Origin of the sequence: Flavobacterium sp. (assembly GCF_041392005.1) — a bacterium.
Taxonomy (GTDB): Bacteria; Bacteroidota; Bacteroidia; order Flavobacteriales; family Flavobacteriaceae; genus Flavobacterium.
In genome coordinates this window covers 1-14,145 of sequence record NZ_JAWKMX010000007.1, presented here as the reverse complement: position 1 = coordinate 14,145, position 14,145 = coordinate 1, and the positions used below count along the sequence as shown (strand labels likewise).

General features: G+C 32.2%; 16 protein-coding genes, 1 other RNA gene and 1 pseudogene. 10 read left to right on the top strand and 8 right to left on the bottom strand.

The annotated features are described in order from the left end of the window. Window positions 1-20: 20 nt before the first annotated feature. Window positions 21-1,073 (bottom strand): chorismate synthase, encoded by a 1,053-nt coding sequence (gene aroC / locus R2808_RS05260; RefSeq protein ID WP_371269911.1) that lies wholly within the window; start codon window positions 1,071-1,073, stop codon window positions 21-23. Window positions 1,074-1,221: 148 nt separating this feature from the next. Here aroC and R2808_RS05255 point away from each other — a divergent pair, with 148 nt between their 5' ends. Together R2808_RS05255 and R2808_RS05250 are read left to right on the top strand one after the other, a co-directional pair. After that, window positions 1,222-2,001, top strand: coding sequence for a hypothetical protein (locus tag R2808_RS05255; RefSeq protein ID WP_371269910.1), 780 nt, complete (start codon window positions 1,222-1,224; stop codon window positions 1,999-2,001). 53 nt (window positions 2,002-2,054) lie between these two features. Further along, window positions 2,055-2,543, top strand: a complete 489-nt coding sequence (locus R2808_RS05250; protein WP_371269909.1) for a hypothetical protein — start codon at window positions 2,055-2,057, stop codon at window positions 2,541-2,543. Window positions 2,544-2,574: 31 nt separating this feature from the next. Here R2808_RS05250 and fsa read toward each other — a convergent pair whose 3' ends face one another. From fsa to ffs, 4 genes are all read right to left on the bottom strand, one after another. After that, window positions 2,575-3,231 (bottom strand): fructose-6-phosphate aldolase, encoded by a 657-nt coding sequence (fsa, locus tag R2808_RS05245; protein ID WP_371269908.1) that lies wholly within the window; start codon window positions 3,229-3,231, stop codon window positions 2,575-2,577. A 44-nt stretch (window positions 3,232-3,275) separates the two neighbouring features. Next, window positions 3,276-3,962: a hypothetical protein gene (locus R2808_RS05240; RefSeq protein ID WP_371269907.1), complete on the bottom strand. Its 687-nt coding sequence runs from the start codon at window positions 3,960-3,962 to the stop codon at window positions 3,276-3,278. A 1-nt stretch (window position 3,963) separates the two neighbouring features. Continuing rightward, a complete protein-coding gene (locus tag R2808_RS05235; protein ID WP_371269906.1) occupies window positions 3,964-4,767 on the bottom strand; it encodes an SDR family oxidoreductase in 804 nt (267 codons plus the stop codon). 59 nt (window positions 4,768-4,826) lie between these two features. After that, an RNA gene (ffs, locus tag R2808_RS05230) (signal recognition particle sRNA small type) lies at window positions 4,827-4,925 on the bottom strand. An 88-nt stretch (window positions 4,926-5,013) separates the two neighbouring features. Here ffs and R2808_RS05225 point away from each other — a divergent pair. Together R2808_RS05225 and R2808_RS05220 are read left to right on the top strand one after the other, a co-directional pair. Then, window positions 5,014-6,087, top strand: a complete 1,074-nt coding sequence (locus R2808_RS05225; RefSeq protein ID WP_371269905.1) for a glutaminyl-peptide cyclotransferase — start codon at window positions 5,014-5,016, stop codon at window positions 6,085-6,087. Window position 6,088: 1 nt separating this feature from the next. Continuing rightward, window positions 6,089-6,610 (top strand): hypothetical protein, encoded by a 522-nt coding sequence (locus tag R2808_RS05220; protein ID WP_371269904.1) that lies wholly within the window; start codon window positions 6,089-6,091, stop codon window positions 6,608-6,610. 1 nt (window position 6,611) lies between these two features. Here the strand turns inward: R2808_RS05220 and R2808_RS05215 are convergent, their stop codons facing one another. The 3 genes from R2808_RS05215 to R2808_RS05205 all read right to left on the bottom strand — a co-directional run bounded on the left by R2808_RS05215 (window position 6,612) and on the right by R2808_RS05205 (window position 9,460). Continuing rightward, window positions 6,612-7,520 carry a patatin family protein gene (locus R2808_RS05215; protein ID WP_371269902.1) on the bottom strand — a complete coding sequence of 303 codons (909 nt, stop codon included), beginning with the start codon at window positions 7,518-7,520 and terminating at the stop codon, window positions 6,612-6,614. Beyond that, window positions 7,521-9,056 carry a M1 family aminopeptidase gene (locus R2808_RS05210; RefSeq protein WP_371269901.1) on the bottom strand — a complete coding sequence of 512 codons (1,536 nt, stop codon included), beginning with the start codon at window positions 9,054-9,056 and terminating at the stop codon, window positions 7,521-7,523. Window positions 9,057-9,325: 269 nt separating this feature from the next. Then, window positions 9,326-9,460: a hypothetical protein gene (locus R2808_RS05205; RefSeq protein WP_371269900.1), complete on the bottom strand. Its 135-nt coding sequence runs from the start codon at window positions 9,458-9,460 to the stop codon at window positions 9,326-9,328. A 708-nt stretch (window positions 9,461-10,168) separates the two neighbouring features. Here R2808_RS05205 and R2808_RS05200 point away from each other — a divergent pair. The 6 genes and pseudogenes from R2808_RS05200 to ytpR form a co-directional block, all read left to right on the top strand. Next, window positions 10,169-10,483 (top strand): hypothetical protein, encoded by a 315-nt coding sequence (locus tag R2808_RS05200; protein WP_371269899.1) that lies wholly within the window; start codon window positions 10,169-10,171, stop codon window positions 10,481-10,483. A gap of 388 nt (window positions 10,484-10,871) precedes the next feature. After that, window positions 10,872-11,045: a DEAD/DEAH box helicase gene (locus tag R2808_RS05195; RefSeq protein WP_371269898.1), complete on the top strand. Its 174-nt coding sequence runs from the start codon at window positions 10,872-10,874 to the stop codon at window positions 11,043-11,045. A 100-nt stretch (window positions 11,046-11,145) separates the two neighbouring features. Then, a complete protein-coding gene (locus tag R2808_RS05190; RefSeq protein ID WP_371269980.1) occupies window positions 11,146-11,367 on the top strand; it encodes an endonuclease domain-containing protein in 222 nt (73 codons plus the stop codon). 73 nt (window positions 11,368-11,440) lie between these two features. Beyond that, window positions 11,441-12,302, top strand: a pseudogene (locus R2808_RS05185) (helicase-related protein); the annotation flags it as partial. Window positions 12,303-12,434: 132 nt separating this feature from the next. Next, window positions 12,435-13,298 (top strand): bestrophin family protein, encoded by an 864-nt coding sequence (locus R2808_RS05180; RefSeq protein ID WP_371269897.1) that lies wholly within the window; start codon window positions 12,435-12,437, stop codon window positions 13,296-13,298. A gap of 174 nt (window positions 13,299-13,472) precedes the next feature. Next, the coding region (gene ytpR / locus R2808_RS05175; RefSeq protein WP_371269896.1) for a YtpR family tRNA-binding protein at window positions 13,473-14,145 on the top strand (673 nt) is incomplete at its 3' end.

The following is a 14,145-nucleotide window of genomic DNA, read 5'->3' as shown; positions in this document are numbered from 1 at the left end:
TTAATTATTTATTACTTTAACTATTTATTTAACAAAAAATAATCGGCTATAACCAAAGCAGCCATAGCTTCTACAATAGGAACAGCTCTTGGCACAACACAGGCATCGTGCCTACCTTTTCCTTGTATGGTTGTAATTGTTTCATTTTTTGTAAGAAAATCTTGTTTTTGCAACAAAGTAGCCACAGGTTTAAAGGCAACTCTAAAATAAATATCCATTCCGTTGCTTATTCCGCCTTGTATGCCACCCGAAAAATTAGTTTTTGTAGTGCCGTCTTCGTTATATAAATCGTTATGCGCACTACCTTTCATTTTGGCACCACAAAAGCCACTACCATATTCAAAACCTTTTACCGCATTTATAGAAAGCATAGCTTTGCCTAATGCTGCATGTAATTTATCGAAAACAGGTTCACCCAAACCAATTGGCACATTTTGAATAACGCATGTTATAGTTCCGCCAACGGTATCGCCCTGTTTTTTTATTGTTTTAATATAATTTTCCATTTTCATAGCAATAGCTTCATCTGGACAACGCACTAAATTAGTTTCAATTTTTGAAAAATCGAGTTCTTGATACGGTTTATCAATAAAAATATTGCCAACAGACGAAACAAATGCTGTAATTTTTACAGTTGGAATAATTTGCTTGGCAATAGCACCTGCTACTACTCTACTTGCTGTTTCTCTGGCAGAACTTCTTCCGCCGCCACGATAATCTCTAATTCCATATTTTTGTTCGTACACATAATCGGCATGGCTGGGTCTAAAAACATCTTTTATATGCGAATAGTCTTGCGATTTTTGATTCGTATTCGGAATTAGAAAACCTATAGGCGTTCCTGTTGTTTTTCCATCAAAAATACCCGATAAAAACTGAACTTCATCTTCTTCTTTTCGTTGTGTGGTTATAGCAGATTGTCCTGGTTTTCTACGTTGCATTTCATTGCGAATAGCATCAAAATTGATTTCTATACCCGCAGGGCATCCATCTAAAATTCCGCCTATAGCTTCGCCGTGCGATTCGCCAAAAGTGGTTAATTTTATTATTTTTCCAAAAGTATTACCCGACATAATATTAAATTTGAACAAATTTAACGGTTTTTAATGAAGTATTTATAGTAAATTCATTTTAAGCAACTACTTACTCGTAGCTATTTATATTTAAAAAAATTGGTTTGTAACATAAAAACAAGTAAATTGCCTATTAAAAATAAGTTTTATGAAAAATTTTAAATGGTTGTGCTCTCTTTTTGTTGTTAGTTTTATAGCAATTTCTTGCTCTTCTGATAACGATAATTCTTCTAACAATAATAATACTTCGTTTACTGTTCCTTTAAGCATTGGAAGTTATTGGACATATAACATTGAAAGTCAAAATGGTGCTGCAAGAGATTCGTTATACATTTCTAACGATACCCTTATAGGAGGAAATACTTACAAAAAATTTAAAACTAAAAATCTTCCTGTAGGTTTTTATGCTTCTAGTTTAAACAACAACGGCGTTAGAAAAGATGGAAATAAATTACTTTTAACAGGTTCGCTAGCTATAGGTACAGCACAAGGTTTACCTACAGACATTGCTATAGACCTTGTCGATTTTGTTATTTTTGATGGTAATGCTTCTAACGCTAGCACTTTAGATACTTTTAACGGTACTTTTTCACAACAATATAATGGCTTAACCCTAACTTTTAATTACACTTTAAAAACTACTTCGGGCGAAAATTTTGCTAATTATACATCTAATGGAGAAACCTATGCAGATGTAAAATCGACTGTAGTAACATTAAATTTAACTGTTTCAACAATTTTAGGAACTATTATAAACAACCAAGAAGTGTTGCGTTCTACACAATATTTAGCCAATAACATAGGAGTAATTGCTACACAAACCACTTTTAGTTATTCGATAGATCCAACTATTGCAGATGGGCTTGGCATTCCAGCTACTACAACACAAAATCAAGAAGAATTTTTAGACACTTATAATGTTGATTAAGAATTCATAAAATAAAATTCACACAAAATTTAAACCAACAAAAACAATTATTTATGAAAAAAAACATTTTTATTTTAGCTTGTGCTCTTGGATTTATTTTTAGCGGTTATGCGCAAGATATTTCTAAAAACGCTTTAGGACTGCGTTTAGGAGACAACGATGGTTTTGGAGGAGAAATCTCGTACCAAAGAGGATTACAATCAAACAACAGACTCGAATTTGACTTGGGTTGGCGTAACAGTAAACACGTAGATGCTTTTAAACTTGTAGGTTTATACCAATGGGTTTGGAATATTGAAGGTGGTTTTAATTGGTACGCTGGTGCTGGTGCGGGTTTAGGCTCTTGGAGTTACGACGAAAAAGGATATAGCGATAGCGGTATGTACTTTTTGTTTGCTGGCGATTTAGGAATTGAATATAATTTTGACTTTCCTTTGCAACTATCATTAGATTTTAGACCCGAAATATATTTAAATTCTGATGATTGGCGCGATGATAATTTTGGTCCAGATATTGCGTTAGGAATACGCTACAAATGGTAATAAAAAAAGGAAGCTTAAAAGCTTCCTTTTTTTATTTATTGCCTTTAGCATAATCGGCTAAAAATTGTTCTAAACCAATATCGGTTAGTGGATGTTTTAACAATCCTAAAATAGATGATAGTGGACCTGTCATAACATCGGCGCCAATTTTAGCACAATTTACCACATGCATAGTATGGCGAACCGAAGCTGCTAAAATTTGAGTTTCGAAAGCATAATTATCATAAATTAATCGAATTTCATCAATTAAATTTAAACCATCAGTAGAAATGTCATCTAATCGTCCTAAAAATGGTGACACGTAGGTTGCTCCTGCTTTTGCTGCTAAAAGTGCTTGCCCTGCCGAAAAAACTAAAGTAACATTGGTTTTTATACCTTTATCTGAAAAGTATTTACAAGCTTTAATTCCGTCTTTTGTCATAGGAATTTTTACAACAATTTGCTCGTGTAAATCGGCTAATTCTTCGCCTTCTTTAATCATTCCCTCGTAGTCGGTAGCAATAACTTCGGCAGAAACATCGCCATCTACAATAGTACAAATGTCGACATAGTGTTTTAAAATATTGTTTTTTCCAGTTATGCCTTCTTTAGCCATTAACGATGGATTTGTAGTAACGCCATCTAACACGCCAAGTGCTTGGGCTTCTCTAATTTGTTCTAAATTTGCAGTATCAATAAAAAACTTCATACTTATTTATTTTGTGTTGTTAAATTTGAATTGCAAAAATACCATTAAAGTTTTATTCTTAATAATAATCCTAAATCTATTTTTGATAAACTCTCTGACTCATCATCTAAATCTACTTTTTCATAATAATTACCAGGTCCATCTACTGTAACTTTATTTAAAGTTCCGACTTGTAAACCTAGTTTGGGTCCAATATAAAAACCATTACCTAAAGATATTAAATAACTTATACTTGTATTTAAACCAACACTTCCTCCTGTAATAATATATTGATCCAAATAATCAGCTTTATCTTTATAATGAATATACCCTAAACCAGCTTCAACACTAAGAGCATCATTATTTATGTGTTTTGAATACATATACATCAACCCATAAAATGATATTCTAATTTTATCTTCAACACCTCCTTGTCCACTTGAGCCATTTGGTGCGTCTATGTATACTCCATTTATTCCACTATTTTTTAAAAACGAATTATATTTAAACCCTATATAATGATTAGATTCTTTTTTAAACTGAACATAAATAGAAGCATCTAAACCTACTCCTTTCTTTAAATTCTTTATATAATTATCCATTAAGTAATTACCTGTATCTTCTGTTTTTCCTAGTCTATAAGAGAAACCTCCCGATAAATCAATTAACATATTATTCTTTTTTGTTTCTATTTTTTCCTGTGAAAATGTTGCTATATTTGATAGCAAAAACAATAATAAAAGCTTTTTCATATTATAATTTATAATGATTCATTAGTAATTTTTCGTACACGTTATCGGGTAAAATTCGTTTTAAAATAATAGAAAATTTTTGCATAAAAGCACCTACTTTATAATGAATTTTAGGTTTTGAAGTTTTTATAATTTTATAAATAGCTTGTGCCATTTCATTTGGGTTGCTACCACTATCTACATGCTGATTCATTGTTTCCAATGTTTTTCCGTAAGTATTTTCATAAGCAGAATTTTTTACTAACGGTGCATGATAACGCCCCGCAGCAATATTAGTAGCGAAATCTCCCGGAGCTACATTTGTAACGGAAATTCCAAATTGTTTTACTTCCATTCTTATGGCTTCGGTAATAAGCTCTAATGCACCTTTTGATGCCGAATAGACACTGCGAAAAGGCAAACCCATATAACCTGCTATTGATGTAATGTTAATAATTAAACCCGATTTTTGCTTGCGCATTGAAGGTAAAACGGTTTTCATTACTTCAATTGGACCAAATAAATTGGTTTCAAAATTATTTTTTATTTCTTCTAGTGGAATTTCTTCTAGTGGACCCGTTATTCCTACTCCAGCGTTATTTATTAAAACATCTATTTTACCAGCTTTTTGTAAAACTTCAGTAATTGCGTTCTTTATACTATCCGAATTTCGCACATCTAATGCCACCAAATTAATTTTCGATTCGGTATAATTTTCAGGATTTCGACTTGTACCATAAACTACAAATCCTTTTTGAAGCAAAAATTCTCCAATAGATTTTCCTATTCCCGAAGAAGCACCTGTAATAAAAACAACTTGAGACATACCATTAATTTTTACGAAGGTAACAAAAAGACATAAAAAAAGCCCAAAAAGGGCATAAAAAATGGCAAGCTACCTACATCGCACCGCTACAACCGCTTACCCTTGCTGCGTTCCCACCCTGGGGGATTCTGCAGGAGCTGGTCGTGTAGGACTTGCCGCTGCAAATATACAAACATTTTGTATTTTTGCAAGGCAATTGTTCCTTTAAAAAAACATTGTATATTGTACTCGTAAAATTTAAAACATATGTTAAAACATAAAATATTAGCAATCATATCGTTAGGTATTAGCATTAATGCTTGCAATAATGATAAAAAAAATATTTCTGATAATTTTTCTATTGATACCTCATCAATTAAACAAGTTTATACAACTCCCGAAACACTACAATTGCAACTAAAAAACGAAAAAAACAATACTATTGATTCGGTTGTGTATCGTATAAATGATAAAAGAATTGGAACGGCTCTACAAAACAATGTTGTTTCTTTTACTATGAATGGCTTAAAATTAGGCTATCAGAAACTAACAGCTACTGTGTATTCGGAAGGTAATAACGGCGAAGTAGAAACTCATTTTACTATGGCTTCTACAATAGAACCAAAATTGAGAAAATACAAAATAGTAAACACCTATCCGCACGATATAAAAGCCTACACACAAGGTTTTGAATTTTATCGCGATACGCTTTTTGAAGGAACTGGAAACGGCGCTGGTGCAGGAACAGGAACACGCGATATATCGAGTTTGCGAAAGACCAATTACAAAACAGGAGAAATTTACAAAAAAACAACATTAGCATCCGAATATTTTGGCGAAGGAATTACTATTTTAAACAATAAATTATACCAATTAACTTGGCAAAATAATGAAGGTTATGTTTATAATGCCGATACTTTTGAAAAACTAAAAACCTTTAAATATTTTAAAAATATGGAAGGTTGGGGCTTAACCAATGATGGTAAAAATTTATATATGAGTGATGGTACCGAAAAAATTTATATTCTTGATCCAGAAACATTAAGAGAAGTTGATTATATAAATGTTTACACACAACACGCTAAAATTGAAGCATTAAACGAATTAGAATGGATTGATGGTAAAATTTGGGCAAATGTTTACGGTAGAGATGCTATTGCCATTATTAATACAAAAGGCGAAGTAGAAAGTATTATCGATTTTAGCGATTTGCGCAAACACGTAACCCAGCACCCCGATATTGATGTGTTAAACGGAATTGCCTATAACCCAAAAACAAAAACCGTTTTTCTTACAGGGAAAAATTGGGATAAAACCTTTGAAATTATTTTAGAAGATTAATATGAATAGTACACAAATATTTGAAATAGCTGCTTATACGCTTCCAGCCATTATAACAGGCGGTGTTGCCTATATAGTAATTAATCGTTTTTTTATTAATGAAGATAAAAGACGTCGTTACGAATTAATTAAAGAAAATCAAAAACAAGCACTACCTATTCGCTTACAAGCCTACGAAAGAATTGTTTTGTTTTTAGAACGCATAAATCCGGTGCAGCTACTATTGCGAGTGCAACCAAATGGACTCGATCCGCAGAGCTATGCTACGCTTTTAGCACACACTATACAAACCGAATACGAACACAATATTACCCAGCAAATTTATATATCTAATGAAGGCTGGGAAGCTGTTTTAAAGGCGCGAAATAGCATTATTACCTTAATTCGAAACAAATCGATTACCGAAGGTATTACTACTGCCGAAGAAATGCGTAAAGCAATTTTAGAAGAGGTTTCAACCGAAGAAGTCGCGTCGGATATTGCTATTGCTTTTTTAAAACAAGAATTAAAACAGGTTTTTTAAATTATTCTTCGGGAAGAATTTCTTGGCTATCAACATCTTTTGTTTTAGCATATTCGTAACCACTTTGCCACCATTTTTTCATTTGTTCTTTTTTAAAAATAAGCGAATTAGTAGTTAAAAGCGTGGGCGTATAATAAAAATTGATGGTTGCATTTTTTAACGTTGCCTCATATTTACCTATTTTAATATTCTGATATTCAATTCGATCCATCATAAAAGCAAATAAATTAGTTAATGCCGAAAAAGCACCTCTTGCAGGTAAACGGTTGTACAAATTATTTTCGGTTTCTAAAATAATGGCATCTACATGTGTTGCACCACGCTTTATGGCTTCTTCTATAGGAACTTGAGCTGCAAAACCGCCATCGGCATAGTCGCAGCCGTTTTTACGCACTAACGACATAAACGGGATATAATTACACGAAATCCAAATCCAATCGCAAAAATCGTCGTATTCAAAATCGTTAATCGACTTATATTCAACTGTATTAAGCGATAAATTTGAAACAGTTACCACTATATCTTTTGGACTTTCTTTTAATTTTTCAAATTCTTCTTTTGAAAAAAAATCGCGAATCAATTTTCGTAAATTATGACTTTCGCCAAAAGTATTTTTTCCTCTAATAAAATTTTTAACAATATTAAAATGATGAAAACCAATAATTTCTTCGCCAAAACGCTTTTTTATTTTAAAGGGGCAATTGCTAAAAATACTTTTTGGAGTAACCGAAGTATAAGCTTCTTTTATTTTAGCTACTTTATTTAACGCCAAATGCGAAACCAATAAACTACCTGTTGAAGTACCTAGAAACAAATCGTATTGTTTGTGTAAATCTTCAATAAGATATTGTGCTACGCCGCCTGCAAAAGCACCTTTGCTTCCGCCACCCGATATTATTAATGCTCTCATTTATTTCGTTTCATCTAAAAAAGTTTGCAATCGGTTTTGTAATTTTTCCGATAATTGTGGTTGTAAACGTAAATACGCTTTTCTCGTTTCATCATCAGAAAGTAACATTCTAATTTTTTCTTTGCCAAATTTTACAAACTGCCAACGATGGTGCAACGTTGCTTCTAAAACGCTAATTAACAATTGTTCTGATGGTAAACCTAGTGAAAATAACGTTTCCATTGCTGCTTGCCTAACACCCGATTCATATGGTAATTGTGTCATTTTTTCTAGCTCATCAATAGCATTTTTCTTTTCTAAAGCTGTAATTTGTTTGGTAACCAATTTAAGTGTTAAGTTAGCAATTTTTAAGTTATAATTCAAGCCTTTCCAATTATTACTTAGTTGCACATACGTGAGCTGGCTGCTTTTAAAATTATTCCACAATTTAAATAAAGCAATTTCTTGTGTTATGTATGATTTATCGCTAAGCAAACTTTCAAATTGCGTTTTAAAATCTTCTGGAATTTCATGTATTGTTTGTGCTACAGCTTGCCGAACTTCAAGATTATTTGTAGCCAAAGCTAATTCTATTAACTCTTTCTTTTCTTCAAAAGGAACAACTTCACATTGGTACAAAATTTCCTTTTTTACAGGAAAATAAACGTTAGACTGCATAATAGCTTCAAAACGTTGTTTTTTGCTTTCATAAGGAATTTCGGCATTACTAATTACTTCGTAAAGTAGCGGCAAGAAAGAAGCTTTTGATAAATATTTTTGTACGCTTTGAAAATCAAACGCTGGAGTTTCTAACCAATTCTTTTTGTAAGATTTAATATCAAAATCTTTTGAAACACATTTTATTTCGGCTAAAAATTCATCAGTATCAACATTTTTATACTGGTATTTTTTTAAATAATTTTTTACTGCTTTTTTAAAGTTTGAAGCACCAATTTCTTCTCGCAAAATATGTAAAGCCCAAGCTCCTTTTTTGTAAAAGGTTAACGAACTTGCTTTTTCACTTAAAATAGGTTCCGTATCGTATGCTTGAGCTTCGTTAAGTTGATTAGCCATTTGCCATAACTGATGGTAAAAATAATCGTCTCCAAAAACGGATTGTTCTGCTAATAAAGCATAATAAGTTGCAAAACCTTCTTGTAACCAATGGTGTTTACTTTCTTTTGCGGTAACCAAATCGCCAAACCATTGATGTGCCAATTCGTGTGCATTTACATTTTCATAGTTTTTATCATTGTATCCAACTGCATCAACTACAAAATCTTGAGAAAAAATTGTAGCTGTTGTATTTTCCATTCCTGCATACAAAAAATCGCGAACCGGCACTTGGCGATACACTTCCCAAGGATATTCTATTCCGATTTCTTGTTCTAAAAACTCAAATATTTGTTTTGAATGTCGATAGGTTGGTTCAAATTTTAAGCTGTCTTTTCGGTCTAAATAGTACTCTAATATGGTTCCAGATGTAGTGGTTTCTGTTTTCTTTACAAAATCACCAATAGCCAACATAACTAAATAAGAAGACATTGGTTTTTGCATTTTGAATGACCAAACATCAGAAAATGCTGACAACGGAGGAAAACTTCAATATTATCTAATTTACCATTAGAAATAATTGAATTTAATCCAAAAACATCATAATCAAACTCAATATTGGGATTAAAATAACTTTCTCATTTACATCATCAAACTGGGTAACCAATGGCTGGTATTTTTTCCTTGCCCCTGTGTCCAAATTTGAAATTTTTCATCACCAACAAAAATACATAGTCTGCTTTGGTTTAGCAGAATATGTAAAAGATAAATGGTTATTTTTTCTTAAATCCTTTATAAATTTTCAAATGCTTTCCATCATTTACAAAGGGAACTTTTTTATTATTTATTAAAACATTTGAAATCTCCATTGCAACCGCATCAATAGTAATTGTATCTATATCTTTCAATACAAAAAATTCATAATTAAGTTTTCCAGAAATTGATTTTTCTTCAAAATTTGATTAGAATATAGGCATAACATCTAATAAAATCAACACTTTTAAGTATTGTTGGGAAAAAAGCTAAAAAAACTAAAAAACAGAAAGAAATATCGTAACATTGAAATGATTTTTTGAATTTTACACGAATATAATCATTTTCAAATTAGCATAAATTTTCGTAAATTTTTTTAAATTAAAAACTATCTTCGCTTTACAAATTTAGTAATTAGCGATTAGCTTTTTTATTACTTGGTTTTTGAAATTGTAATTGACTTTTGAACTTGTAATTGCCATTAAAATTGAACCTACTCGAAACACCCATAGAATATCTCAAAGGCGTTGGTCCACAACGAGGCGAGTTTGTTAGCGCAAAGAATTGAATATTCACAAATATGGTGATTTATTGAATTTATACCGAACCGATATATCGATAGGAACGCGTTATTACAAAAATAAATCAATTAATAAATAGTAATTCGAAGTTCAAATTGTTGGCAAAATCATACATATAAAAACGGCTGAACAAAACGAGGCAAGCGATTAGTTGCCACTTTTGTTGATGATACCGCGAAATGGAACTGGTTTGGTTTCAAGGACATAAAATGGATAAAAGAAGGTTTAAAAATAACATATCTTTACATTTGTAAAGTAACCGCTTTTAACAGTATGTTCAATATGGCACATCCCGAAATGGAGCTATTAGATGATCACAAAGCAAGTTTGCGAAGTGCCATGAACCCGTTTATCCGAGTACTGAAAAAATTAGCTAAAAACATTAATAATAAAGTCATCAATAAAATGATGCAACAACTTTTTGTTGAAACTCAAGCTTTATTTACAGAAACTTTGCCCCAAAGTATTATTCAAGAATTACAATTAGTACCTAAAACACTGCATTATTCAATATTCATTCGTGCAAATCAAGAATTACTCGCCAAAGCTCAATTTCGATTAAAATTTGAAGAATTATTTTTATACAATTACAATTAATTACCAAAAATTTAATTCGAAAACATAAATAAGGGCATCCATTTGAAATAATTGAGAAAATTTTAATAACTTTACAATAATCATTTACCTTTTGAATTGACTAATGCCCAAAAAAAGGTAATAAAAAGAAATACGAAATGATTTGGGAAGCAATGCCCAAATGAATCGTTTATTGCAAGGCGACGTGGGTTCGGGTAAAACAATTGTAAGCCTATTATCTATGTTAATTGCTAAAGATAATGGGTTTCTCAAAGTTGTTTAATGGCAAGCCAACAGAAATATTAGTTATCTAACATTTCAACGGATTGACTGAATTAGCTAAAAGCCTAAAATGTCAACATAAAACTACTCACTGGTTCAACTAAAACTTCCGAACGTAAAGTTATTCATGATAATAGAAAATGGTAGTTTAGATATTTTGATTGGTACGCATGCTGTTTTAGAAGATAAAGCACAATTTCAAAATTTAGGTTTAGCTATTATAGACGAACAACATCGTTTTGGCGTAGAACAAAGAAGTAAACTGAAAAAGAAGCCTTCCTCAATCTTTCCAAAGGAATAGTGACTAAAATTGTGCACATGACGGCTCGACCATCAATTTACACACCTACAAAAGAACTTAAAGCCCAAAATAAAAACAAACAAACAAAAGTCGTGAAGAAATACGGCAAGAATTACGTAATAAAAAACTAGGCTATAAATTTAGACGACAACACATAATCGATGTATTTATTGCTGATTTTATTTGTATTGAAAAAAAATTAATTATTGAAGTTGATGGCGACTATCATAACATTCCCAATCAACAAGAATTAGACATATTAAGAACTCAAAATATTAAAATGAAATTGGCTTTCATGTGTCTGTTTGACAATGAAGCATAAATGAAACAGAAAAAACTTTTACAAAAATAAGTCAAACTTGGAAATCCTCCTCTCTGGGGAGGTTGGTGGGGCTCTTCCGCCCCATATTTTAGTCATGACGGCAACACCACCTAATGACAATTGGCAATGAGCTTTTGTATGGCGATTTAGATATTTCAGTTATTGATGAATTACCTCTGGAAGAAAACCTATTCAAACAGTGCATCGTTATGTGACAACAATCGATTAAAAGTTTGGAAATTTTTAAAAGATGAAATTGCAAAAAGGAAGACAACATATATTGTATATCCACTCATTCAAGAATCGGAAGCCATTAGATTATAAAGATTTAATGGATGGCGTTATGAAAGTATTTCTCGTGATTTTCCGCTACCACAGTATTCACCTCAATTGTACATGGCAAAATTGAAACTCAAGCCGATAAGGAAGAAGAATGCGCCGTTTTGTAGCTGGAAAAACCAATATTATGGTAGCAACTACAGTAATAGAAGTAGGTGTAATGTACCCAACGCATCGGTAATGATTATTGAAAGTGCCGAGCGGATTTGGACTTTCGCAATTGCATCAATTACGAGGACGTGTTGGGCGTGGTGCCGAACAAAGTTATTGTATTTAATGACCGATGCACAAATTGAGTAACGACAGTAAGAGATACGAACGTTCCATGTGTGCTACCAACGATATTTTCTGAAATTGCCGAAGTCGATTTAAAATTACGTGGTCCTGGCGATATTATGGGAACACAACAAAGTGGTGTACTCAACCTTCAAATTGCCGATTTGGTTAAAGATCGTGATATTTTGCAATTGGCGCGTCATATAGCCATTCGTATATTAAAAGAAGATCCTAACATGACGCAACCCGATAACCAAAAAATGAAAGAAGTTTTTTTAGAAATCAGCAAAAAAAAGAACATCTGGAATTATATTAGTTAATTTGAAAATGAGGCAATTTGAAAATTTGAAAATGAATTTCGATTAGCTGAAACTTGAAACAAAAAAATAATTATAAAATATTAATTATCTTTTGACTTTAGACTTTAGACTTTAGACTTTAAAACTTAAAAAATGATACAATACAACCCAAAAGACTGGATTCAATTTATTTTTATTTTTCATAAATCCGATACCTTTCGTAAGCTCATTCCCATTATGCTTTTTATTGGTTTTTATACATATGGCGTAGCTTATCTCGAAATTGAACATTGGAAACTTAGCGACAATCATTTTTTAAAAAACTTACCCATTATGCACGGTACCTTAAGTTTTGTTATTTCATTACTTTTAGTTTTTCGTACTAACACGGCTTATGACCGCTGGTGGGAAGGCCGAAAACATTGGGGTGCATTGGTTAATAATAGTCGAAACTTAGCTCTAAAACTCGCAGCTTATCTAAAAGATGAACACGATAGAAAATATTTTGAAATACTCATTCCTAGTTATGCTCATTTTCTTCAAAAACATTTAGCCGACGAAGAAACAGCCTTAATGCTCATCGAAGGGTTAGATTTAGAACTCGACCACCACAAACACAAGCCCAACCAAATTGCAAAAATGCTCTTTCAAAAAGCAAACGATTTATACGTTTCAAATAAAATTACAGGTGATCAACTCATCGTAATCAATGCCGAATTACAATCGTTTACCGATATTTGTGGCGCTTGCGAACGCATCAAAAACACACCAATTCCCTACTCGTACAGCTCATTTATCAAAAAATTTATTTTCTTTTACATCATGACTTTACCCTTTGGTTACGTGTTCAGTTTAGGCTATTACACCATTCCAGTTGTCATATTAATTTTGTATGTATTGGCTAGTTTAGAACTCATTGCCGAAGAAATCGAAGATCCATTTGGTAACGATGCCAACGATTTACCCACAGCAAAATTAGCTGCTAATATCAAAAAACACGTCGAAGAAATTTTATAAAAAACGAATCATCAAGCTTCTATGCTAACCTTATTCCCGCTGTTCGTGCTACACGGTAGCTTACTACCATCGGGGTTATACGGTAAATCATAGCTTTTTTGCAAAATTTCAAATTTTCAAATTTTCAAATCATGAATTAAAGCGTATCTTTACGGCTTTAAAATTCAATACAAAATGCGTATATCATACAATTGGTTACAAAAATTTATAAAATCTGATTTAGCAGCAACTGAAATAGCTGAAATATTAACCGATTTAGGTCTTGAAGTAGAAGGAATTGACAATTTCGAAAGCTTAAAAGGTGGTTTAAAAGGTGTAGTTGTGGGTCATGTACTTACTTGTGTACCACACCCTAATGCCGATAAACTAAAAATCACTACAGTCGATTTGGGTAATGGCGAAAAACCTGTTCAAATTGTATGCGGTGCACCCAATGTAGCTGCCGGACAAAAAGTACCCGTTGCCACCATAGGAACACAATTATTTGATAAAGATGGAAATTCATTCGAAATAAAAAAAGGAAAAATTCGTGGCGAAGAAAGTCACGGTATGATCTGTGCTGAAGACGAATTAGGTTTAGGGCAAAGTCATGATGGCATTATGATTCTTGATGCTGAATTAATTCCTGGCACACCAGCGGCTCAAATTTTTAATATAGAAACCGATGAAGTTTTCGAAATTGGTTTAACGCCAAATCGTGCCGATGCCATGAGTCATTTTGGTGTAGCACGAGATATAAGAGCAGCAAAATTACTTCAAAATAAACAAATTGAATTAATTACACCATCAGTAAGTAATTTTAAGGTTGACAAACGCACATTAAAAATTGATATCGCTGTTGAAAACG